The organism is Bacillus thuringiensis, assembly GCF_001595725.1.
Lineage (GTDB): Bacteria > Bacillota > Bacilli > Bacillales > Bacillaceae_G > Bacillus_A > Bacillus_A thuringiensis_K.
Genome location: NZ_CP014282.1, coordinates 2,444,565 through 2,468,561, shown reverse-complemented (window position 1 = coordinate 2,468,561; position 23,997 = coordinate 2,444,565). Strand labels below are relative to the sequence as shown.

Sequence of the window (23,997 nt, the reverse complement as noted above, 5' to 3'; positions counted from 1 at the left end):
GTGTATACTTCATCTTTATTTACATTCTATATTTAGACATTATTCTTAAAAAATCTTCTAAAATAAAAATTAAGTTATGATTTCCGGAATTTTAGTTTAATTACCTAAAAAAATTCTTTATCGCTTCTAATTGAATTTTGTGGCTACACTCATCACAACAATATGCCCCTTTTGGTTTCTCTTTAAATCGCTTATATTTTTCACTACCTTCGTAAACACGAAATATATTCTTACAAGAAAAGCAAACAATTTCGTAAAACATCATATGCATTTTCCTCTCCTTGTTTATACACTTTTTTAATCACTTGTGAGAAGGTCATTTTTCTACAGTATAAATCTTAATATCCTCTGACTAAAAGGTTTACCTCTATTCTTATCGAATTATATTAATATCTTATAACGCGAGGTGAACATCTTGTTCAGTGATATAGAATTAGTTTTAGATGCTAAAGCAAGTTTAGCTGAAGGACCATGTTGGAATGAAAAAAAGCAACTTTTATATTGGGTTGATATTATGGAGAGAAAATTATGCATATACAATCCTACCGCTAATACGAATCGAGTAATTGCTCTCAATCAACAAATTGGCTGTGTTGTTCCATATTTAGAGGATGTACTACTCTTAGCTATGGAAAACGGCTTTTATTCTATTAATGTAAATACAGAAAAACTGACACATATTTTTGACCCCGAACAACATTTAATAGAAAATCGTTTTAACGATGGAAAATGTGATCCCGCTGGTCGTTTCTGGGCAGGTACTACAGATACATACGGTATGAATGCTGCAGGTTCCTTATATTGTTTACATAATAATTTAAGTGTAGAGAAAAAAATTTCACATGTAAATACTTCAAACGGAATGGCTTGGTCACCTGATCATACATACCTTTACTTTATAGATACACCTACTAAAAAAGTGGTTCGCTATCAATATAATATACGTACTGGAGAAATTCATAATCCAAGTGATGTAATCATTTTCTCTGAAAATGACGGTCTACCTGATGGTATGACAATTGACGAAGAAGGTTGTTTATGGATTGCACATTGGGGAGGTTCAAAAATAACTAGATGGAATCCCTCTACTGGAGAACAAATATTAAGTATTCCAATTCCTGCGTTATATGTAACATCATGTACGTTTGGTGGGCCTAACTTAACTGATTTATATGTTACAACAGCCAGAACAAGAATGACGGATGACGAATTAAAACAGTATCCACATGCTGGTGGTATTTTTCGAATTCAAACAAATGTTAAAGGCTGCCCCACCTATTCATTTTGTAATGAAAATATTGGAACTGACACAATATGAACCGTATCGATTACATAAGACAAGAAGAAAAGGAATATCACGATCTTTGCTATGAACAATATAAACTATTTGAAACTGGATCTTGGCTTCACAAGCCGGTTAAAACAGTTATTGATTTAATGGACTACTTTGAAGAGAAAAACAAATTACAAGTGCTTGATCTTGGCTCTGGCGTCGGTAGAAATAGCATTCCAATTGCACAAAAGATTAAAAATGCTAGCGGAACTGTTACATGTGTTGATTTACTTGATTCCGCTTTAACAAAGCTACAAATTTATAGCAAAGAACATGACGTATTCGAGGTTATAAAAACAGAACAAGCAGCAATTGAAAACTATCATATTAGATCTAATACTTATGACTATATCGTTGCAGTATCAAGTTTGGAACATGTCAAATCAGAAGAAGATTTTAAAAATGTACTCCAATCTATGAAAAGAGGTACAAAAAACGGCGGTATTAATTGTTTAATTATTAACTCTAACATACAAGAAATTGTTTTAAAAACGAATGAAGAAGTAAAAGCTTTAATTGAAATTAATCTCCCAACCGAAGAAATGATACGTCTATTAAAAAGCATTTATAAAGGATGGAAAGAAGTAAAAGTTGAAATAAAAGAATTAGCTTATAATATAGTTCGTAATGAAAGACACATTCAATTAAAAACAAATGCTATAACGTTTGTAGTTCAGAAATAATCGTATAATAAAGATATGGTTATTTCTCTCAGATTTATTTTTATTGCACGAAATTTGCAAGTATAAATATTTATGAAACAAAAAAATAAAAGAGCACTTGTTTCCGCAAGTGCTCTTTTGGGGATTTTGAGATACCCTATTAACGAAAGTTAAGGTTACTTAAAGTTAAAAGGTATTTATATTATATGCTTGTCCTTTTTATTTGTGCATAATCAATATATAAACATCTTTAATCATTCTTAATAACTTTTAGTTATCGTTCTTTCTTACATTTTATCATTAAGAAATTGATTGAAGGTTTATTTACTATGTTCTTATTTGGTTGATCAATTTCCGAAACTTGTACTAATCCATATTGATTAAAATCTTTTTTTATAGATTCAGAATCATAGAAGAACATTTTTACACCTTCCATTATCTCATAATAATCTTTATCCAACTGTTTTCCTTTTCCGTACATGGGAGCTTTTTTAGAAACAGTTGTAAAAACCATATATCCACCTGGTTTTAACTGATTATAACAATCTTCAATAAATTTTTCTCTTTCCTGTCCATTCAACAAATGAAGAAGTGCATGACTAAATATCCCATCATACAGTTTATTATCAAAAGGCATTTCGTTTACTGAACCGTGATACATACTAACATCTTCTAGTCCGTTTTCTCTTGCTAAATCGATCGCTGTTTTCGAAATTTCAATACCTGTTACATTTATACTATTTTCGATAAATACCTTTGCGTTTCTACCATATCCAATACCGGGAACTAATATGTCCTTAATGTTCTTTTCTAGAAAAAAATCTTTTGTCAAAATTGCAAATTCTGTAGGTTCAAATCCCCACATTGTTTGTTTCTCAATAAAACTTGATTCCCAAAATTCCATTATGTTTCTATCTCCTTGTTTTCATCTCATTTTTAGTATCACATTAAAAACTTATCAACTTTTACACTGCGGCTACCTATGCCAAATTAATTTTTTACCACATTCACTTTAGGTCCATTGAATATAGCATAATTATAAGTCTATATCTATTATAATGACTGGTTTAAAATCCACCCTATTTTATTAATCCTTACGCTTGTAGAAAATAAAAAAAGCCAATGCTACTTCCATTTAGAAATTGTTCCACCTCCCTTGATTTCAATTCAAAGAAATGAATGATAAGTAGTATGCTTGCAAATATGATGGCCGCGAATATAGATGGGACTACTTTCCTACTTAATACAGGCTCTATAATAATACGCGCAATTGATACTACTATAATGATTTCAACTCTTGTCATTTGGCTAACAGATTTACTACCTGTCATTTTTAATGCAAGAATCCCAGTGAGAATTAAAGTAATGCTTTCAACAATAATATGCATAATAGCCCAATCCTTTAATGGTAAATGTTATTAGCATGCTAGATGCACTTTAAACTTTTTGGTGAAAATTAAAACTTACATATATAGAAAATGGATCTATTTAGATCCACCTTTTTTCAATAAGAATTTGATGATCTATTTTCTATTGTCAAAAAAACAAAAGCACCCAAATGGATGCTTATAGATTAAACTTATTCATTATTACTTTCTCCACTTTTATCATCAACTGATTTCAAGTCTAACATGCTGCCTATATCAGGCGGTAAAGCTAGCTCTATACCAGCTACTGGTTGATTATCTTCATTAAACCATTGTTTCTTAAATTTACTCAATTCTTCATTTTTCTTATTTCCATCCATATTACCCCGCCTTTTATGTACGTGATATTAAATACTTTACTTAATATGTACATTGAGAAAGATAATATACGATTTGTACATAATGAAAGAGCAACAACCCGTTGTGCCTATTAAAAATTAACACGTACATGCTACTCCTCGTTTTATTATCATATTAATGACGAAATATATGTAAGCTACGTGACAAGTACGTTGTCATTTTATTCATATGAGACAAATACTTTTAAAGGAGTAATTATTCCTTGACTTAATTCCTCAAAACATTTCTCAAGTGCAGTATAATGAATTTCATATTGAAAAATCTCTTCTATCCATGGCGTCTGTTCTATTTGACTAAAAAACCAATCTGCATGTTTTTGGTAACCATATCCATCACTTGAACCAATGATTTTCAATTCTTTTCGATAAAATTCGGCGGTTAATGTTAAGTCTTCTATATTACCATCAGAAAGAATACATATCGCTCTATTACTATTAATAGCCTTTTGTAATGTGTGAAACCCTCTATTTGTAGCAGAACATTCCAAACCGTAATTATATGTTTCTATTATTTGTTTTTCTGAATCAAAGAGGTTTTTCGCACCAAACTTCTTTGCAAATTCTCTTCTATTTTTATTTGGCTCAACAACATCCACATGCTCAACACCTACATAGGATTTTAAGAAATAACAAGCGAGTAAACCAATAACTCCCATTCAAAATAAATGCTATACTTTAAAGATATCATCTATTGGTAGTTTATTTCCATTTAAAACAATTATGTCCTAAACAAAAAGAGCACTCAACAATTGGGTGCTCTAAAAATTATTAACATAACACTTTTCTTCTACTTTTTATAACTCAGTTCTATCACTTTCGGTATATGATTGTTATCATATTTCCTTTTATAGAGGTAACGTCAGGAAAATACGAATATACAAAGTTAAGGAATTTTCATTACTTTATAACCATTTTTAAGTTATATTCAATAACCATGCTTTGACATTGTCTAGAGCATGGTTACTATTTAAACAAATATAAATCTGCTTAGTTGATTTTTTAGTTCATCAATTTATTGAATTCATTAACTGAAAGAAGTATTCAGGTTTGTGAGTTTTATTTAGGTTAAACCATGAATGTAATGTATCTGGTGCAAATACATCTAATTTTTTCAGTACTTCCATCGCAAATTCCAGAGGAGCTATTCCTGATGCAGTAACTAAGTTCGCATCAGATACCGCAGATCTCAACTCATAGAATTTTTCTCCTTTATAGTTAGGACATACCATTTTAGTGTATTCTAAATTATTAGTTGTATGCTTTCTAGTATCTAAGTATCCCCTATTTGCAAGGGCCTCAGTTGCACCACAAATTGCACCAACAATAGTACCAAACTTTAAAGCTTGGCCAACTCTTTCCAAGATAGGTTGATGAATCTCTTCACTCCAAGTAGTCCCTCCTGGTAAAATTAAAAGATCTTTACTCTCAAAAGTACATTCATCAAGGGAAATATCTGGTTTTATGCTCAGTCCCCCATAGTAGTAATCATTTCTTTATTAGCTCCTACTGTAATTACTTTTAAAGGTACTAAATCTTTTTTAAAATATCTTCCTGAATTTAGTTCGGTAATTAAATATCCATATTCCCAGTCCGACATTGTATTAAATACATATAGAAAAACTTTTTTTGTTTGCATCCCATATCACTCCAATCACAATTGATATGGATATTATAATATAACTTCCCTGACAGTTAACGTCAGGGAAGTTATCATACTTCATGAAATTTTATTAATTCCGACAGAACTTCAATAAGTCTTTTCTTAAGACTTATTGGCTCAATAACTTTAATAGATTTATTGTACGGTAAAAGTAAATAAGGTACATATGTATGTATCATATCTTTTTCAAGAAGAAAAACTGCTTGATTTGAAGTTCGCACTTGTAAATAATGCCCTAAAAACCAATGTTGGCAAATATCATCCAATACACTTTTATCCCCACTAATAACCAAAGAAATAATCCCTTCCTTATCTTCTATAGTTGGAAGAAGATTTTTTATAAAAAAGTCACGTGCTGAAAAATTTTCTGGCCGGTTAAACTTATTTTCGGTTAGCATTAAATTTTCAATTCGATCTACCCTAAAACTACGGATATCATTCCTAAGATGACAAAATCCAATCACATACCACTTATTATTCCAATAGATAATTCTGTACGGATCGACCAATCTATAATTTAATTGCTTTTTCCCACTTTTATAATAAAGAATTTTTACTGAATACCCATCAGTTACGGCCTGCTCCAACTCCTTCAAAAAATGTTCCATAGAGGATGAACTAAATCGACTTATTACTTCTAGACTACTTAAATGTCGGTTTATCTTTGCTTCCTGCTCTTGATTTGAGTATTTACTTAGTTTTGAAATGGCCCTATTTAATGCTTCACCTCCATAATATCCGGCTTCTTCTGCAAAAACAGCAGCGTGAAATAGTGAAGTTTGCTCTTCAAAATCAAAAAAAAGAGGAGCCTCAATAAAATTGTTTAATAACGTGTATCCACCGTTATGTCCTGGTTCTGAAATTATAGGTACACCACTTGTTGAAATTGTATCAATATAACGATACACAGTCCTTATATTCATCTCTAACTTTTCTGAAATTTGTTTTGCAGTAATTTTTTTATCTGAGCGAAGCATCCATAGAATCGCTAACATATTATCAATTTTAGGCATGTAATTCCACCTCTCTATGGAATTTATCCCTTATTATATATTTCTGATTTTTAGTATAACTCATCAACTGTTCCTTTCCGATAGCTTTCTAAATAATGAGGCCCTAGACACATTTGTAATTTCACAAATTTCATTTACATTCATATCTACCTCTTCATAAAGCTTTACTGCATAATTCATCCCTGCATGATTTTTATGGTATTTCTTTAACCGACCTTTAAATTTTCCTTCTTTCTTATTCAGCTCAATCCCTTTATGTTTCCACGTACGGATCAGATCACGTTCTAATTGGTTTACACCCGCCATAACCTTAATTAAGCATTGGCTTTAGGAATTATCTTCTAATAAATCGTGCCATGTATCTTTGAAGGATTATAATTATCATCCTTATTATAATATTCAGTTACAAAAATAAATTCAATTATTATAGCGATACACACAAACAAAAGAATTATTTTGCGTCTCACAACAAAGCTACTTATTCATTTTTTTCTTTTTTAAATTGGAAGGTTATATGTTCCAATTGTTTGATTTCCTCTATTATTTTACGAATTCCTTCTTCAATCCTATCTTCCTTTACATTCGATACGTTTAACTTTAATAGTCTTTCTTGCGGAAAACCTCTCACATAATTTTTATCAATTGTATCAATACTTATTTGTTTTTCACTTAGTCTTTGGAAAAACATTTCTGAAATACTCGTTTTATGTAATTTTAAACAAGTATGAATTCCAATTGTATTATGCTTTTTATATGTGAATAAAAGTGGGTTTTCACTATGAGTTCTTTCTAGTGTTTCTGCTAATTTTTTAGATCTATCGTGATAGGAAGATTTAATTTTATTTTTATGACGTTCAAACATGCCACTCTTTATATAAATTTCTAAAGCAGCTTGAGATATCATTGGGCTATCAATATCTAAAATTTTTTTATATGTATAAAAAGCATTCGCAATAATCGGTGGAATAACTGCTACACCAACTCGTAAACCTGGAAAAATAATCTTCGAATAACTTTTCAAATATATGACATGATTATTATGATTCAAGCTATATAACGGATCAGCTTTCGAATCCGTTTCTAAATCTGCTAAGTAATCATCTTCCACTATAAATACATTATATTTCTTAGCCAATAATACGATTTTTTCTTTCTCATCTTTAGAATAAGAAGTTCCAAGCGGATGATGATATCTTGGTATTGTATAAAAGAATTTTATTTTACCTGTTCGAAAAATACGTTCCAACTCATTTAAGTCAATCCCTTCATTCGTACGTTTAATACCAATTACAGGAATTTGGTTTATTTCTAGATATTCAATATATAGATGATATGTTGGTTGTTCAATTAATATCGTTTCATTTTCATTTGGAAATGGTATAGAAGTTAATATTGCTAGCGCCTGCTGTACACCTGACGTTATAAAAATATTTTCTTCTTTAGTGAAGACTTGATAATTTGCTAATTGTTTTTGAATGACCGGAATTAAAGACGGTAAACCTTTTGGCGTCCCATATACGAACAAGTCATTTTTATATGTATCAATGGCTTTATTAATACAATGTTGAAAATCTAAATATGGAAAAACATCTGGATCTGGTGCTGAAGAGGCAAAGTCAATTATCTCGTTACTTTCTATGGTACTCCCTGATTTTTTAACAACGTAGTATCCACTCTGAGGCACGGAATAAATAATATGACGCTTTTCTAATTCGTGAAGTGCACGTATAACTGTTGCCTTATTACACTTATATTGCATAACGAGTGACCGTATAGACGGTAATTTCTTTCCTTCTTTTATCTCTCCATATTGAATCATGTTTTCTAAATCATTTAAAACATGTAAATACTTATACATTATGACACCTCTTACGTTTATTTTGTACCGGTACAGTTTGTATTTATTCACATTGTAGCACTAGATCAGAAAGATTAATATGTACGTATACTGGCCAGTAAAAAATCAGTTACTATGAGGTGAAATTATGAAACTTACAACAAAGGCATATTTATCAGCTTTACTCTATTCATTTATTATTGGATTTTCCTTTTTATTCGTGAAACTAACACTAACCATTACAAGCCCTCTTGATACTCTGGCTCATCGTTTTACAGTTGCTTTCATAGCAGCAAATATTCCGATTATTTTTGGATTCGTAAAGTTAAATATATCATTAAAAAACATACTTTCTCTTTTACCAATTGCGTTTTTTTATCCAGCACTTTTTTTTGCTTTTCAAGCTTTTGGCTTATTGTATACAAGTTCCTCTGAGGCGGGAATTATACAAGCGGCGATTCCTATATTTACAATGATGTTAGCTTCCTATTTTTTAAAAGAGTATACAAATACATGGCAAAAAATCTCTGTACTCATTTCTGTCATTGGTGTCATTTATATATTTATCATGAATGGTATAGGAACTCATGAAACTAGTTTCATAGGTGTTATTCTTATTTTGCTATCGGCATTATCATCTGCTTTCTATAATGTGTTAGCTCGAAAAATGACGAAGAAATTCAAACTAATGGATTTAACTTACACTATGACAGTAATCGGTTTTATTAGCTTTAATTTAATCGCAATCGCCAGCCATATAAGTAAAGGTACAATAACGGTATACTTTAAACCTTTTACGAATGGAACATTTCTTATCTCAATTTTATATTTAGGGTTACTATCGTCCTTGCTGACGGCATTGCTATTAAACTATTCCTTATCTTATATTGAAGCAGCTAAAATAAGTGTTTTTAGCAATTTATCTACACTTATTACAATTATCGCGGGTGTTGTATTCTTACATGAACAAATCGCATACTATCACATCATCGGAACAATTTTGATTGTTCTTGGAGTAGTGGGCACAAACTTCTTAGTAAAAAAAGGGATTGTAGTAAAGAAGAAGAATACTTCCTTAAGTAAATAAAAAGTGAGGGATATGTCATGCAGCGCTTAAATACAATTGATATTAGTAACGTTCTAGAATTAGAAAAGACTCTTTTTACTTTATTAAATAAAGAGATTTCTTCAAAGCTAGAGCTTGAAAACTGGTTAAAAAAACAATCTACAGTCATTTGGGAAATTGAAGAACAATTAACATCGCACTATATCGCGTTTCAATGTAATACAAATAATAAAAAAATAAAAGATACTTTTGAATATGATCAACAATATGTACGCCCTCTTTTGAAACGTTATCAAAATTCATTTGATAATAAATATTTAGAGTCACCTTTTCGAATGGAACTTGATGTAAAAAAGTATAGCTTACTAGACAAAAGAATTAAGAATGCGCAAACATTATTTTGTGAAAAGAACATTGATTTAGAGATAACTGAAGATAAACTAGTAACCGAGTACTTCGAAATTACAGGTGGTTTAACTGCACAATGGGACGGTGAAGAAAAAACAGTTACTGAACTACAGTCTTACTTACAAGATCCAGATCGTCATATACGAAAAAAAGCAAAAACGCTCATTTCTGCAACATTCTTATCTGTTGAAGATACATTACAACATATATTAAATGAATTAATCGCAATCCGTCATCAAAAGGCTAAAAATATTCAATTAGATAATTATCGTGATTATATGTTTAAAAAACATGAACGTTTTGATTATACGCCTGATGATTGCTATGAGCTTGCTGAATCTATTCGTAAATACGTAGTACCACTTATCGATAAAATATTTAATGAGAAAAAATCTGAACTTCAAGTAGATAGTCTTCGTCCATGGGATTTAAAAGCAACCGCACCAAATCAAAAAGCATTAAAACCAATTGAAGACGCGAGTGAATTAATCGAAAAGAGTTCTTATATTTTACATAAACTAGACCCTGAATTTTCTATACTACTGAATCGTATGCATGAAAATAATTGCTTAGATTTAGAAAGTCGTAAAGGAAAAGCGCCAGGAGGATTTTGCGAATATTTGCCTGCTTCTCGATTATCTTTCATTTTCATGAATCTCAATCATACACATGATGATGTTACTATTTTTCTCCATGAAATGGGTCATAGTATTCATAATGAATGTATGAAGCAGTTAGAGCTACAAAAATATTTAGAAATCCCTTCTGAATCAGCTGAACTCGCTAGCATGACGATGGAATTATTTTCGATGGAATATTGGGGTACATTTTATGATAATAGTGAAGAATTTATAAAAGCAAAATTAGATTTCTTTAAAGATATTGTTAAATATTTACCCCCAATGCTTATCGTTGATCAATTCCAGCATTGGATGTATGAAAATCCTAATCATACTGCTAAGGAAAGAAACGAAAAATATTTAGAATTACATAACACTTACCAATCAAACGTCGTAAATATCGAAGGGTATGAAAATTGGATCGCAACTGGCTGGTTACCTGTATTACACATATTCGAAATACCATTCTATTACATCGAATATGCTATTGCACAGCTTGGTGCGTTGCAAATGTATAAACAATATAAAGAAAATCCTAAACAAGCAATAGAAAATTATAAAAAAGCTTTATCATTAGGTAGCTCTAAATCTTTACCGGAAATATATGAAGCGGCTGGAATTCGTTTTGATTTTTCTGGAGAAACGATTAAAGAACTAATGTTATTTGTAGAGGACGAATTAGAGTCACTTGAACAATTGTAAGAAGTAAGCTGTTCCTATATTTTAGGTTCAGCTTTCTTCTTTATTTTATTTATCAATTCTATGTACTGAGTATCACCATATCCGATTGTTGGAAAAAGATAAAACAACTTTGTTAATAATTCTTGATTTGATAAACCTTTATTTTTAGAGATGAATTTCATTACGATATTATCTTCTTTTAGCATTTCTAAATATAAATCTATAGCTTGATACATTACAGGTGGTACTTTATGATAAGTCTTTTTATGGTTTACTAATACTTCATTGTATATAGTAGAATTATCCCCCAATTCAAGTTCAATTTGATTTACTTTAAATTCATCCTCCCTGAAACTATTTAAGTATACTTTCCCTTCATAGCACGACTGCTCAAGGTATGAAAGTAAAGTAAGTAGATTCATTTGGCAAAACATATCTTCACCGAACCATAAAACAATACATTTATACTTTTTCGCAAATAGATTTTCTAACGGATCTATAACTTTTTTTGCATAATTTTCGACTGAACTGTTATGACCTTCTGCTCTTATTTTAATAAACTCTTCATCAAAAACTTGTGCAGTAGCGCTATTTACACACATGGCCTCGTTAAATGGAGCATAATCAGACTCACCCATTAGCTCCTCCGTTTTAAATTCTTCATACATCATTTGACCATTCAATATGTTAAGTACATCTTTATCAAATAGCTCACTATTCTTATTACGTAACTGTTCAACCTCTAATTTTCTAGAAATATTCATTTTGAACTCCCCTTCTTTATTTATATTGAGTTTAACAAATGATTGAATAGGCATGTTGTTCGTTGGTATTCTCTTGGATTCATTCCAAAAACATTTTTACATATTCGATTTAGCCGTTCCTATTTATAGTGCGATAGAATATTCATTTGCTGGAAATGGGAATATCATTGACTATGAACATTCTATTACAAAAGCACTATTTGAAGGCTACCAAGAGGAAAATGAACTACCAAAAGAGATGATAGACAAGTTTCCATTATTTATTAAATTAAAGGAGATTTTTGAATATAGCTTAATGCATATGTATTGGGATAAAGAAGAATTAACGGAGGAACAAGTACGGATTATGAACCTTTATAGGATGAAGATCGAAAATAAGAATACCTATATCAATATTTAAGAACGCTGTTGTTTAACTACAAGGAAACTTTGGTTAAACAACAGCATTTATTAATTAGCTGACAACCTTTTTTATGACTTATAAATACTGATTCAATAATCTTTTCAAATACACTTCATTTTGCGGTGATACTTTTTCAGAAAATCTAGTTGCAATAATAATAGGAGCCCATTGAAAAACTTCATCTCTTGATATGCCGTTACGACTGCAATATATATGTAAATACATTTCAGCTAATTCTACCGAAGATTGTGAGTACAACAAGTATGTTCGAAATACATCTGCGCGAATATCACCTGAACTAGCATCTACCCAATCTATAACTTTCACTTTCTCTTCCTTACTCAAAATCAAATTAAATGGATGGAAATCTCCATGACATAGCCTAAAATCAAATGTAATAGAATCTAATTTTTGTAATATATTCTTCTTTTTGCTTTCATCCAATTTTTGTACAGATTTAATTTGACGCTCTAACCTTTTCCTCATTAACTCCATTTCATCTGTATTCACACGTATAGCATGGATCTTTTTTTGCTCATTAACACAAAGGCCGATATAACGCTCTCCCTCATTCAAATCATTAAGCAGGAGATCACCAATGTTCTCCCCTTTTACATATTCCATAATAATTGCCTGTCTATTTTGTATCTTTGTCACTTCGAATACTTTTGGAACTGGCAGCCCGCATAAATACGCATATTTTTGTTTTTTTGCTTCATTCATAGACTCTGTACCTGGAAGATATTCTTTAAATAACTTCACAATCTTATTATCATACAGATAAATTTCCGCTGTATTTCCTTTAGCCATTGGCTCACCTAAGTTCAAGTTTCACCCTCCTTAAACCATATAGTATTCTACACCCCTATTTTAAATTCACTGCAATGTTAGGAAATCCTTCTACTCACATAAATCCTATTATTACAAAAATCTCTGAAATGCTAAAAGAAAAGTACGCATCGAAAACAGCCCTATAATTTTTTAGCATAATTATAGGGCGACTTTAATGATGTTGATAATGTTTTGTTTCGTTTGACTTAAATAATTGTTATTTTTAGTAGAAATTAATATACCAATCGGGATTTTAGAATTAAAGTCCTTAATCTTAAAAGATAGTATTTCTTCATTCAAAATTGTACCTTTCGGGATAATTCCTATCGCATTTTCAAAAAGCATTTCTGGAATGAGGTTTAAAGCACTACAATTGTAAATTCTTTTAAAAGATAAATTGTTTTCTACCAAGAAAGAACTTACAGATTGATAGGAATAACAATTACTTTCTCCTACAATAACTGGATAATCTATAATATCAAATGCTTCAACGGATTCTTTTTGTAACAAAGGATGCTTGGGATTATTCACTATAAATTCAATCTGTTCATCACATATTGGGGTGAATTGTACCTTTGATTTATTTTCATTATTTCCGCACACCGCAAAATCAATCTTATTATGTTCTATCATTTCTGATAAAAGTGCTGTATTTCCCACTACAAAATCACAATGTATGTATGGTTTTTCAGCATTTAAAAACTTTAATATTATCGGTATTAACCTTTTAGCAACGGATTCTAATAGGCCTATTCTCAAACTCCCTTTCTCTTCATTACTAATACGTTGTGCTTGAGTTATTGAATATTCCCAATGTGTTACTAAGTTTTCTACTTCCTCTGCAAAAAGTTTTCCTTCTTCTGTTAATCTTGCATCCCATCCTCTTTCAAATAACAGAAAACCAATTTCATTTTCCAGCTTTTTCATATGTGTTGTTACTGTTGATTGTGCATAGTTTAATTGTTTAGCAGCTTGTGAAAACGTTCCTTCTTCAATAATTTTTTTAAATGTAAGTAACTCTTTCATTTCCATTTCATACACCATCTTCATCGATTTTATTGATAATTAGTTAATATATTTTCAATTATACAAATGGAAACATTGGAAGTAAAATGAAATCAAAAGGAAAGGAGTCCTCTATTATGCCATTTGTCACCGTTTATCATCCTGAAAAATTATCCGATAATAAGTTATTAAAAAATGTAAGCAATCAAATTCACCATTCGTTAATTGAACATTTCAATATTCCTGAAAATGATTATTTTCAAATGTTTTTACCTTATCCTTCTCATCAACTTTTTTATAATTCATCTTATCTTTTAGAAGGTTCATTAAAACGATCCAATAATATGATTTATGTTTCTATTACATGTGGACCTGGAAGAACAATTAATCAAAAAAAAGATTTATATAAAGCTATAGCCACTAGTACAGCTAATATTCTACAAATCTCTACTGCTGATGTTTTCATTACACTACACGAGACACCGATGGAGAATTGGTCATTTGGTCAAGGAATAGCTCAAATGTTAAATCAACATAATAACTAGACTTTAATTTTCCTTAAAACAAAATAAACTTACCGCTTTCTATAACTATATAGAAAGCGGTAAGTTTATTTGTTTAGGAATATCTGAATGAAACTCTGGTATATACACAATAGAAAATGTATATACCTGCTCAATAAATGACACTTCATTATGTTTACATTCAAATGGAACATTATTTTTCTTAAAGTTAATTTGGATTCGCTGTAAAAATGCGGGATCCGGTGTTCCAAAAGAAACGTGCACTTTCGGTGGTAAAGCTTTCATCGCGATTGGAATCCAAGGTCTCTGCCACCAAGTCGCGACGATATATGCAGTGCCACCTATAACAAAGCTGAAAATATCCCCTTCTTCCATCGTTTTCATATTTAAATTTAATTTCAGCCATTCTCTAAAAATAGGTACACTTTTAACAGGAAGACCAATTTCCCGTACGTATAAAATGTTTAAAGGTGAGTGTGGTACTAATACATCCTCTTTAACATAACTATGTGCAATAATTTCAAGAAGATTTCCATCTCCGTCTTTAAAGTATAAATTGAATCGACCATCCTCTTCATCAATTATATGACCATCTTTCCATTTCGCAATGAGTAATCCAGACTCCTCAAGCCATCTTGCTGTTTCTTTTTTTATTGGAAAAGATAATATGTCCTTATAAACTTGTTTTACCCCTTCTATGGAAACCGTTTGTAGTTTTATATCTGATATATGTGTAATCACTTTACATTCCCCCTCATTTCTTATTATCTATTCGTATTGTATTACACTTATAAATAGATAAAATCAAACGGAAGGGTGGATTTTTTATATAGAAACTACAACTTTAGTATGAATATGTTAGCTCCAATTATTTTTTATTTCTACTATAACAATTTCTGGTTTATCCCCGTGCAACATGTGTGTAGTATCAGGAATTACTTTTACTATACTGTCCGTTTTCTCTTTGAAAACATTTACTGTCTTATCTCTATAATCCGCCCAAACTTGTGGAACTGTAGCTCGAAGTAATACAATATTAGCCGGCAGCTTCTCATATATATCTATCGTTTCATCTTTATGCATACCTCTTATTATATTACTAGCTGTATTCCCCCTGGCATGCCACCATACTTTATTATCCATTTCGACCCCTAGGTCCTTTACAGCAACTTCTAACAATGAAGACCACCTAGTATAAGCTTCTTTTTCACTTTTGAAAAATTCGTCCCAATTATTAAAAACGTATTCATCAAAGTCCTTTTTATAATAAGCAATTTCTTCTCCCAACGTTTCTTCTTGAAGCCTTTTTGTTTGATATCCACCATCAATAAGAATACTTCCTTGTACTTTTTCTGGATGATGTAACAAATAAAATAACGCTACAAAACTTCCCCATGAATGTGATAGAAAATAAAAGTGTTCGATTCTCAATTCATTTATTATTTCATTTAACCAATTTGCTAAATTGGGCATCTCATAATCTTCCGTTCTTTCAAAGGGCGGTGTTTTACCATGTCCAGGTGCATCAACGGAGATAAATCTATACTCTTCTTTTAATTCCTCAGCAATTTCTATAAAACTTAAACTCGTACTTCCTAATCCATGTAAACAAAAAATAACAGGTTTATCCTTATTCCCCCATTCAGTAATATGTACGTTTAATTTTTCATTGTTAATATAGTAACGTTTCAAAACCTTCATTTCCTGCATTCTTTTCCACACAAAAAGCTGCTTTTCTTTAAATGAAAAGCAGCTTTTACACTAAAATATATTATAATTTAACAGCGATAATCATAAATCTTTTTGAATTTGTACGAATCCCTTTTTCAGAACTATTCGTTTCAATGAACTTTTGTAAAATAGTAAAATCCTCTTCTCCAAATCTAGGAATAATAGGTGTATGTTTTAATAAGAAAATAAGATCTTCAGGCGTACTGTAATAATCAGTAACATCATATTCGCGTACTTGCACGAGATCAAATCCTGCACTAATAAGTTCATCCATATACTTTTCTTTTAAAGTGCCATCTCGTTCACCTAAGCATTGTCCTCTGCCAAATGCTTCTTTCAGGTTTAATTTATCATTCTCACTTACTTGTTGTGTTAAGAAAAAGGCACCCTTTTTCATTACTTTTGCTAACTCAGATGCTAGAAACGGAGCATGACAACTTGAAGCAATATCAAAATGGGCATGCGGAAATGTTAAAGCTTCAGAACCCATTTGAAGAAACTCAACATTTTGTACACCTGATTTTTTCAAGTTAGAATGTGCCGTTTCAATCATGCCGTTAGAATTATCAATTCCAATTAACAATTTAGCCGAAGATGCTATGTTAAGTACATTTTCTCCTCCGCCTGTACCAACATCAAGTAAAATATGTGATGGTTTACACCTTTCTTTTACCTCACTATAAAAGTCCCATGTATCTCCTACAGTTTCACATTTTATTTTGCTAAAATCCCATCCATTTAATCTTCCTACTTTATCATAGAAGCTTTTATACTCTAATTCGTTCATCTTATTACTTCCCCTTTGTAAAAATAAATTAAATATGTAATATAACCTACAACACTGTTTAATTATATATTATAAAATAAAAATTATTAAAACAACATTTAACTTCGCACTACATTTGGTTTACATAATAATTTTATAGTTTATCTTTAACTATATGTTCTAAATGTCTTCTTCCCCAACTACAAATACTATCCAAAACAGTACTGACTGTTTTTCCATGTTCAGTTAAGCTATATTCTACTTTAGGTGGTATTTCTTGATAATGCTTATGAATCTTATAAATCTCTTTCTCTTGTAAAAAGGCCTGGCCATAATAATGAAATTGCACATACTGTTCTATATTTAATGCAAAATAGTTTTACTACGGGTAATGTATTATTTCCAGATGGAGGGTACACATATCATTAAATTATTAGCAACAAAAGCCCCTTATTACAGTGGCTTTTGTTGCTAATTTAAACATCGCTGAAGTAATATAGGATTCTCTTTTATTAGTTCTGCTAAAACAAAAGTTGTGGAAAAGGTCGTAAGATTAACTCTTTATCCAGCAACCCCTTTTGTTCTCGAATCATTCCGCCTCCTCGCATAAAAACCGCCCTAATTTCTATTCCCTACAATTTTATATAAAATCAATATTATAAAGTAGGATTCAACAACTTCTTACAGAATTCTATATTTAATACGTATTGGACGGATTATTTTCAAGTTCCTCTATAAAAAAGGGAGGTCATACAATTGTGAAATTTGTACAAGAACGAAGATTAACTATCAAGACAACTTTTTCAAAAGAATACAAGATTTTTATTTTTGGTTTACTCATTTCACGAATCGGGGATTCACTATATACTTTTGCACTGCCTTGGATTGCCTATCAATTAACTGGTTCAGCTGTAATTATGAGTTCTTTATTTGCTGTTAATGTATTGCCAATCGTTTTATTTGGCCCTTTAGTTGGTGTACTAGTTGATTGATATGATCGAAAAAAGTTACTTTGGATGGCGGATATTACCAATATTATTTTAGTAAGTTTCGTACCAATTTTACATGCATTACATCTATTAGAAGTCTGGCATTTATACGTAATTACTTTTATCTTAGCAGTTATGTCCATGCTTTTTGATGTAACAACTGTTACAGTCATTCCACACATCGCAGGTGCATCATTAACGAAGGCTAATTCTTTATATCAAATGGTTAATCAATTGGCTAGTTTGTTTGGTCCAATCATAGCTGGGCTTTTCATATCTTTTATTGGCGGCTTTCAAGTACTTTGGATTAATGTTCTTTCATTTATTGCTACATTAATTGCTGTGATTATATTACCTTCTATGAAAAACTTAAATAAAAAGAATACTGATAAAAAAACATTGCAAAATGTACTAAATGATTTGTTTGATGGTTTTAAATGGCTCAAAAATGATCGGTTAAATATAGCTTTGTCACTTCAAGCTATGGTAGGTAACTTTGGAGCAAGTGCTGTTTTAGGTGTACTTATGTATTATTTATTATCGACATTAAATCTTACCTCCGCACAAAGTGGCTATAATTATACTTTAATAGGAATAGGTGGGCTTTTAGGAAGCTTAATTGCCGTTCCTTTAGAAAAGAAATTTCGACGTGGTGTACTTATTCCTTTACTCCTATTTTTAGGAGCGCTTGGGTTAACATTTGCTTTGTGGAATACATATTGGCTTGCTCCCGGAATTGCTTTCGGAATCGCGATGACATGTAATATCACATGGAATACGATTGTTACATCAATTCGGCAGGAAACTGTTCCATCCAATTTGCAAGGACGTGTTTTAGGTTTTTCTCGTGTACTTACACGATTATCTATGCCATTGGGGGCATTAGTAGGTGGAATTATTTCAGCCTACAATCCTGTATTTATATTTGCTTTAGCTGCTTTTACTAAAATAATTGAAGTCTTTATTGCCTTATATAGTCCGATACGAAAACTGTAAAGATTAAGATTTATATATTTCGAGATATTAATAAAATAAAAAAGGCATAAAACATGCCTTTTTTTATTACTTATTTGTTTATTGGATAACAAACTTCTGTAACCCACTTATTAGGATCGGATTCCATTGCTGGGCTCACATGATAAATATTAAACATCGGGCCTGCTAATTTGTAACCCTCTGTCTCAATCCATTTTGCTGCAGCCTCATTTACAGCTGTCATCTGTTCATAACTTCCATTAACTGTTATAGAAGCTACATTGGTTGATTTCATATTTTTAAATGTAACGTCTTTTGTATTTTCGTGCTTACCAAGAATACTTAGCTGTATTTCTATATCTACATCATTTTCTTTGTATTCACGATCATGGAAAACCGCAATACTATAACTCGGATGGGCAATACTAATATTTTTCATTTGAATTTCTTGCATTAATATACTCCATAAATCACCTTCGCAATTATACGATGGAATAATCTTTCTAACACTAGCTACAGTTCTTTCTGGAATTTCTTTTATGGAAACATGATAATTCATCTCAACAACATCCTCTCTCATCGTTTTCATTGAGTCTTCGAGGAGACGTAATTGTTTTTGGAGATTATTCATGTCTTCTTTAATTTGAGCACTACGATTAAAAAATTGCTCTTTTATGGTATCTATATTATCGCATTCTATTATTTCTTTGATGGTAGCAATATTAAACCCCATAGCTTTTAACGTTTGAATTTGATTTACTTTTTTTAATTGGTCTGCTGAATAAAATCGATATCCACTCTGCTCATCGACTTTTACTGGTTGTAGTAATTCCACTTTATCGTAGTGTCTCAACATTCGTATACTAATGGAAGATAGTTTTGAAAAATCCCCTATTTTAAACATGATTTCCTCCTATAAGTTACATCTACTTTGAAGCTCAACTTTATTTTAAACAATGACATTGTGTGAGGGTCAACTGTTTATAACGTTTGAATTATATTTCTTTATTTACTTTTATATCCTCTTCCTTCTTTAGGTTATAAAAATTCACTTATTGATTCGATCGCGACTAGCAATCAATTGATTTACCTTCATATGAACCTCTATTCTTATTTCTCATTAAAAACATATTTGCAATATAATAATTACATAATGAATATTACCTATTATGTAATTACCCTCTAACTTCATGAATCTTACCCTTGTATATTTCAAACCATTGTTGCCATTCATCTTTAGAAAATTCTTTCTCTTCTCCTTCTAAAACGCAAGAAAAAAGATTTAAACAAATATGCCAACCAGCTATATCTCTCGGTGTATGATCTGTTAATTCATTAATGTACTCTTTAAGGAATAAAAGAGTACTATTTTCCTCTTTATGTATTTCAAATCGGACACGGTCTTTATCCCAAGTAAATTCAAGTACTGAGTTTAGTTGACACTCTAAAATATCAATATTTATGAATGAACCGTCCATCATGTCGAACTTTATTATTCCACCAGTTTTAAGGCTTTCAATCTGTAAATTGGACATCCATTTTTTCAGCTTACTGTTTTCTGTTAATACAGACCAAACTTCCTCTACCGTATATGGAAATTCGCGTTCAAATTTTACAATATATCCATCAGTTAGTTTCCCAATTTCAGCTATCATTTTGATTGCCCCCTTATACAGAATATATGTTCCCATTTCATTTTACACGAATATAAATATAAAATAAATATTTATGTCAACGAAGTGTTAATTTAAAGTGAATGACGCTGAGAAAAACTTAAATATTTTCTAAATCGAGTTATATAGTATTGAAAATTAAATATAGATTTACGTACAAATAAAAAAGCCGCATTTGCGACTTATGAAATCATAGGATTAACTCCTTTTTTTGTTGAATGATTAGCGCTTAATCGCATCGACAATTAGCGATGGAAAACCAAATTTATCGCCTTTATTTCTAGAATCATACCTTTTCGAACGGAAAATAACACCGTCGTTTGCATCCCATTCATTGTAATAAAACCGACCACTTTCATCACAATATTCAAGTAAAACTACCTCGAATCCAGCAGTTTCAAACATTTTCGTTAATGTTTTATAATTATGAACGATTTTATGACTTGCTGCTGGATGATCTTTTGGACCGGGTCTCCCTATTTGAACTATATTTTGATATACCTCATCCTGAAAGAATGCATCAGGGACTCCGCACCGAATATGACCAGATGGTTTTAAAAATTCATAACAGATTTCAGCTGCTCTTACACCTTCTTCAAAAGTAAGGTGTTCCCATACATGCTCAGCTAAAATAGCTGAAATAGAGTTGTATTCAAATCTTTCTTCCCACGTAGCTTTATCTAGTAAGTTAAGTTCATCTTCTTGCGTTTGAATCCAGCCTGGATTATTATTAAACACTCCAGCTCCGACAACTACTTTAATTTCGTCTTGTTTTATTGCCACCATGTTCACCTCTTAAACATTTTAATTCATTAATATATTCTATGTTTACTATTATCCTTCCTCCTTCAACAAATGTAGTACCATGAGTCCAGTACAATACCGAACTCATGCCCTAAAACTCTCTAACGCAACGATCTGTCTAACTCTATAAAATTAGTTCATAATATACGATTTTTCTTACAGAAATATAGCACACCAAACATTAGCATAATACCAATTACGTAAAAAATTGTTGTTCCGCTCCCACCAGTATTAGGAATTACCCAATTATTCTTCGCATTTTTCACTGTTATTTTTTGTGTCTTTACTGCTTCTGTAATTTCTATTTCTATTGGATCCCTAAGTAACATGTATCCGTTCGGTGCTTTTATTTCTTTAATCGTATACTTTCCAATTGCTAATTGGTTGGAAATTACCTTTCCTTTTTCATCCGTTATTAATCTACTAACTTCTTTCCCTTCTTTATCTAACACTTGAAATACAGCGCCTTTTAGCTTTAATTCACTATCCTTATCATCAACTTTTTCAATTTCAAATTGCCCAGTCGGATCTGGCAATTTCTTATTTTCTATTTTAATTTCTACTACTGTATCTTTTCCTATTTTTACAGCTATTTTATCTTTTACTAATTCATAGCCTTTAGGTGCCTCTATTTCCACTAGGGTATAGTTTCCTATTGGTAAGTCTTTTGATATTACTTCTCCTTTTTCATCTGTTACTAACTCCCCAACTACTTTTTTATTTGAATCTTCTATATGAAACTTTGCCCCTGCTAGCTTTTTATTTTTATCTCCCGTATCTACTTTCACTAACTTCATTTTCCCCATTGGATCGGGCAATTTCTTATTTCCTATTTTAATTTCTGCTACTGCATCTTTTTCTATTTTTACAGTTATTTTATCTTTTACTAATTCATAGCCTTTAGGTGCCTCTATTTCCACTAGGGTATAGTTTCCTATTGGTAAGTCTTTTGATATTACTTCTCCTTTTTCATCTGTTACTAACTCCCCAACTACTTTTTTATTTGAATCTTCTATATGAAACTTTGCCCCTGCTAGCTTTTTATTTTATCTCCGTATCTACTTTCACTAACTTCATTTTCCCCATTGGATCGGGCAATTTCTTATTTCCTATTTTAATTTCTGCTACTGCATCTTTTTCTATTTTTACAGTTATTTTATCTTTTACTAATTCATAGCCTTTAGGTGCCTCTATTTCCACTAAGGTATAGTTTCCTATTGGTAAGTCTTTTGATATTACTTCTCCTTCTTCATTTGTTATTAGTTCTCCAACTATTTTTCCTTTTAAATCTTCTATATGAAACTTTGCTCCCACCAATTTTTTATTATCATTATTACTATCAACCTTTTTTATTTTCACTTTTCCTATACTAGGCTTGTTCCAATGTTGCCAGTTAAATTTGAAATTGTGAAATTCAAATCCACCAGTTTGTTGTACCGCACCGACAAATGCTTGTCCATTAATCGAACCGCCTTTTGTTTCTAATACAGCATTGGGAGCAAACACACTCCCAACGACACCATATCCCTCTGTTGTAATTTTTTTCGCATTTGGAAAAACCCAAATCATTTTCCCATATAGCTCAGTAAACGGGGAATTAGGCGAATATGGTTGTGATGTAGGAACTATATCTGTAGCCTTTCCAATATTATTCGTGTCATATAGAATAGACCCATTTTTAAATGTAACTTCTATTGCATCTGAATACATTACAATTAAATCTTTGTCCTTAGCATTGGGCAAAAATACATCTCTTATATCTACATTGATTTTCTCTGTCAATTCTGATGAAACATAAATATTAGGATTGTTTATATCTTTTCCGATTCCATGACTCATATTTGGAATTGGGGCATTCGTTTTATATTGACCTGCATTTTTACTAACTTGGTTCACTATATTGCGAAATTCATTAAATTTCGCGTCAATTTCTAGTTTTTCTTTATAAACGATACGATCATAAGAAGGTTGTATGATGCGATCTGGATCACTCTCTTTTGTCATTACGACTATTCCGTTTTGAATGATAAAAGATTCTTCTCTTGATTTTTTTAGTTTTCCAGACAATAACAAGGACGGATATCTCTCATCAACCCATTTTTCACCTACTATATTAGATGTTCCTGCTGCTGCACCTACAATCGTATACCCCGATGCATCCATATCACCTTGAACTGCAATTGCTCCTTCAATGTCGCCACCTATTGCTTTATGGTTACCAAAGATAACAGCATTATAACGCGATATATCTCCTAGACCTTCTAAGGTAGTCGTGGATCCATATGCTTCTTTTGGTACATATACGACAAAACTTACACTTAACATTAACAAAACAATAAAATGAATACTTACCAGCTTTAATCGTAGCCTCAATTCCTTTGTTCCCACCTTTACCGTTTTTTTCTATAGTCGAATAAAATGAATTTTTATTAATGATGATTTACTTCATCCCCTATATACCGTCTT

General features: G+C 31.1%; 20 protein-coding genes and 8 pseudogenes. 8 read left to right on the top strand and 20 right to left on the bottom strand.

The window, feature by feature from the left end; all coding sequences use genetic code 11:
* Positions 1 to 100: 100 nt before the first annotated feature.
* A complete protein-coding gene (locus tag AXW78_RS32195; RefSeq protein WP_000551042.1) occupies positions 101 to 271 on the bottom strand; it encodes a DUF2197 domain-containing protein in 171 nt (56 codons plus the stop codon).
* 144 nt (positions 272 to 415) lie between these two features.
* Between AXW78_RS32195 and AXW78_RS12375 the strand changes: the two genes are divergently transcribed.
* Both AXW78_RS12375 and AXW78_RS12370 read left to right on the top strand, forming a co-directional pair.
* Positions 416 to 1,318: an SMP-30/gluconolactonase/LRE family protein gene (locus AXW78_RS12375; protein WP_000490520.1), complete on the top strand. Its 903-nt coding sequence runs from the start codon at positions 416 to 418 to the stop codon at positions 1,316 to 1,318.
* Entirely contained in the window at positions 1,315 to 2,016 is a 702-nt protein-coding gene (locus tag AXW78_RS12370; protein ID WP_001079444.1) for a class I SAM-dependent methyltransferase, read from the top strand. Before AXW78_RS12375 ends, AXW78_RS12370 begins: the two co-directional genes overlap by 4 nt.
* A 253-nt stretch (positions 2,017 to 2,269) precedes the next feature.
* Here AXW78_RS12370 and AXW78_RS12365 read toward each other — a convergent pair whose 3' ends face one another.
* The 8 genes and pseudogenes from AXW78_RS12365 to AXW78_RS12335 form a co-directional block, all read right to left on the bottom strand.
* Positions 2,270 to 2,899 (bottom strand): class I SAM-dependent methyltransferase, encoded by a 630-nt coding sequence (locus tag AXW78_RS12365; RefSeq protein ID WP_061884196.1) that lies wholly within the window; start codon positions 2,897 to 2,899, stop codon positions 2,270 to 2,272.
* Positions 2,900 to 3,116: 217 nt separating this feature from the next.
* Positions 3,117 to 3,383 (bottom strand): annotated as a pseudogene (locus tag AXW78_RS12360) (DUF421 domain-containing protein); the annotation flags it as partial.
* Between the two features lie 191 nt (positions 3,384 to 3,574).
* On the bottom strand, positions 3,575 to 3,742 hold the full coding sequence (locus AXW78_RS34385) for a hypothetical protein (RefSeq protein WP_000348946.1): 168 nt from the start codon (positions 3,740 to 3,742) through the stop codon (positions 3,575 to 3,577).
* A gap of 200 nt (positions 3,743 to 3,942) precedes the next feature.
* Positions 3,943 to 4,437: pseudogene (locus tag AXW78_RS12355) on the bottom strand (alcohol dehydrogenase); the annotation flags it as partial.
* 351 nt (positions 4,438 to 4,788) lie between these two features.
* Positions 4,789 to 5,417 (bottom strand): annotated as a pseudogene (locus AXW78_RS12350) (type 1 glutamine amidotransferase family protein).
* Positions 5,418 to 5,491: 74 nt separating this feature from the next.
* Complete coding sequence (locus AXW78_RS12345) at positions 5,492 to 6,454, bottom strand: helix-turn-helix transcriptional regulator (RefSeq protein WP_001124115.1); 963 nt, start codon at positions 6,452 to 6,454, stop codon at positions 5,492 to 5,494.
* A gap of 63 nt (positions 6,455 to 6,517) precedes the next feature.
* Positions 6,518 to 6,826: pseudogene (locus AXW78_RS12340) on the bottom strand (helix-turn-helix domain-containing protein); the annotation flags it as partial.
* Between the two features lie 106 nt (positions 6,827 to 6,932).
* Positions 6,933 to 8,312: an aminotransferase-like domain-containing protein gene (locus AXW78_RS12335; protein WP_000280140.1), complete on the bottom strand. Its 1,380-nt coding sequence runs from the start codon at positions 8,310 to 8,312 to the stop codon at positions 6,933 to 6,935.
* A 127-nt stretch (positions 8,313 to 8,439) separates the two neighbouring features.
* On the opposite strand from AXW78_RS12335, the gene AXW78_RS12330 reads away from it, so the two are divergent.
* Both AXW78_RS12330 and AXW78_RS12325 read left to right on the top strand, forming a co-directional pair.
* On the top strand, positions 8,440 to 9,378 hold the full coding sequence (locus tag AXW78_RS12330) for a DMT family transporter (protein ID WP_000779453.1): 939 nt from the start codon (positions 8,440 to 8,442) through the stop codon (positions 9,376 to 9,378).
* 17 nt (positions 9,379 to 9,395) lie between these two features.
* Complete coding sequence (locus AXW78_RS12325) at positions 9,396 to 11,087, top strand: M3 family oligoendopeptidase (RefSeq protein WP_001189358.1); 1,692 nt, start codon at positions 9,396 to 9,398, stop codon at positions 11,085 to 11,087.
* A gap of 14 nt (positions 11,088 to 11,101) precedes the next feature.
* On the opposite strand, the gene AXW78_RS12320 is transcribed toward AXW78_RS12325, so the two are convergent.
* Complete coding sequence (locus tag AXW78_RS12320) at positions 11,102 to 11,830, bottom strand: hypothetical protein (RefSeq protein ID WP_002181532.1); 729 nt, start codon at positions 11,828 to 11,830, stop codon at positions 11,102 to 11,104.
* 52 nt (positions 11,831 to 11,882) lie between these two features.
* Here AXW78_RS12320 and AXW78_RS12315 point away from each other — a divergent pair, with 52 nt between their 5' ends.
* Positions 11,883 to 12,230: a hypothetical protein gene (locus AXW78_RS12315; protein ID WP_000899728.1), complete on the top strand. Its 348-nt coding sequence runs from the start codon at positions 11,883 to 11,885 to the stop codon at positions 12,228 to 12,230.
* Between the two features lie 78 nt (positions 12,231 to 12,308).
* Here the strand turns inward: AXW78_RS12315 and AXW78_RS12310 are convergent, their stop codons facing one another.
* Both AXW78_RS12310 and AXW78_RS12305 read right to left on the bottom strand, forming a co-directional pair.
* On the bottom strand, positions 12,309 to 13,061 hold the full coding sequence (locus AXW78_RS12310) for an aminoglycoside phosphotransferase family protein (RefSeq protein WP_061884195.1): 753 nt from the start codon (positions 13,059 to 13,061) through the stop codon (positions 12,309 to 12,311).
* Between the two features lie 162 nt (positions 13,062 to 13,223).
* Positions 13,224 to 14,096 carry a LysR family transcriptional regulator gene (locus tag AXW78_RS12305; RefSeq protein ID WP_000425265.1) on the bottom strand — a complete coding sequence of 291 codons (873 nt, stop codon included), beginning with the start codon at positions 14,094 to 14,096 and terminating at the stop codon, positions 13,224 to 13,226.
* Between the two features lie 110 nt (positions 14,097 to 14,206).
* Between AXW78_RS12305 and AXW78_RS12300 the strand changes: the two genes are divergently transcribed.
* Positions 14,207 to 14,614, top strand: a complete 408-nt coding sequence (locus AXW78_RS12300; protein ID WP_001117409.1) for a tautomerase family protein — start codon at positions 14,207 to 14,209, stop codon at positions 14,612 to 14,614.
* 45 nt (positions 14,615 to 14,659) lie between these two features.
* On the opposite strand, the gene AXW78_RS12295 is transcribed toward AXW78_RS12300, so the two are convergent.
* From AXW78_RS12295 to AXW78_RS12280, 4 genes and pseudogenes are all read right to left on the bottom strand, one after another.
* A complete protein-coding gene (locus AXW78_RS12295) occupies positions 14,660 to 15,334 on the bottom strand; it encodes a hypothetical protein (protein ID WP_061884194.1) in 675 nt (224 codons plus the stop codon).
* A 117-nt stretch (positions 15,335 to 15,451) separates the two neighbouring features.
* A complete protein-coding gene (locus AXW78_RS12290) occupies positions 15,452 to 16,285 on the bottom strand; it encodes an alpha/beta hydrolase (protein WP_033690253.1) in 834 nt (277 codons plus the stop codon).
* Positions 16,286 to 16,364: 79 nt separating this feature from the next.
* Complete coding sequence (locus tag AXW78_RS12285; RefSeq protein WP_061884193.1) at positions 16,365 to 17,111, bottom strand: class I SAM-dependent methyltransferase; 747 nt, start codon at positions 17,109 to 17,111, stop codon at positions 16,365 to 16,367.
* A gap of 133 nt (positions 17,112 to 17,244) precedes the next feature.
* Positions 17,245 to 17,379, bottom strand: a pseudogene (locus tag AXW78_RS12280) (winged helix-turn-helix transcriptional regulator); the annotation flags it as partial.
* Between AXW78_RS12280 and AXW78_RS32185 the strand changes: the two are divergent.
* Together AXW78_RS32185 and AXW78_RS12275 are read left to right on the top strand one after the other, a co-directional pair.
* Positions 17,376 to 17,519: pseudogene (locus AXW78_RS32185) on the top strand (SDR family oxidoreductase); the annotation flags it as partial. The pseudogenes AXW78_RS12280 and AXW78_RS32185 overlap by 4 nt on opposite strands.
* Before the next feature lie 329 nt (positions 17,520 to 17,848).
* Positions 17,849 to 19,075: pseudogene (locus AXW78_RS12275) on the top strand (MFS transporter).
* Between the two features lie 70 nt (positions 19,076 to 19,145).
* Here the strand turns inward: AXW78_RS12275 and AXW78_RS12270 are convergent.
* From AXW78_RS12270 to AXW78_RS12255, 4 genes and pseudogenes are all read right to left on the bottom strand, one after another.
* Positions 19,146 to 19,958 (bottom strand): MerR family transcriptional regulator, encoded by an 813-nt coding sequence (locus tag AXW78_RS12270; RefSeq protein ID WP_000472626.1) that lies wholly within the window; start codon positions 19,956 to 19,958, stop codon positions 19,146 to 19,148.
* A 271-nt stretch (positions 19,959 to 20,229) separates the two neighbouring features.
* A complete protein-coding gene (locus tag AXW78_RS12265) occupies positions 20,230 to 20,709 on the bottom strand; it encodes an SRPBCC family protein (protein ID WP_000559846.1) in 480 nt (159 codons plus the stop codon).
* 240 nt (positions 20,710 to 20,949) lie between these two features.
* Positions 20,950 to 21,510 (bottom strand): class I SAM-dependent methyltransferase, encoded by a 561-nt coding sequence (locus tag AXW78_RS12260; RefSeq protein WP_081113948.1) that lies wholly within the window; start codon positions 21,508 to 21,510, stop codon positions 20,950 to 20,952.
* A gap of 158 nt (positions 21,511 to 21,668) precedes the next feature.
* Positions 21,669 to 23,904: pseudogene (locus AXW78_RS12255) on the bottom strand (SpaA isopeptide-forming pilin-related protein).
* Positions 23,905 to 23,997 lie beyond the last annotated feature (93 nt).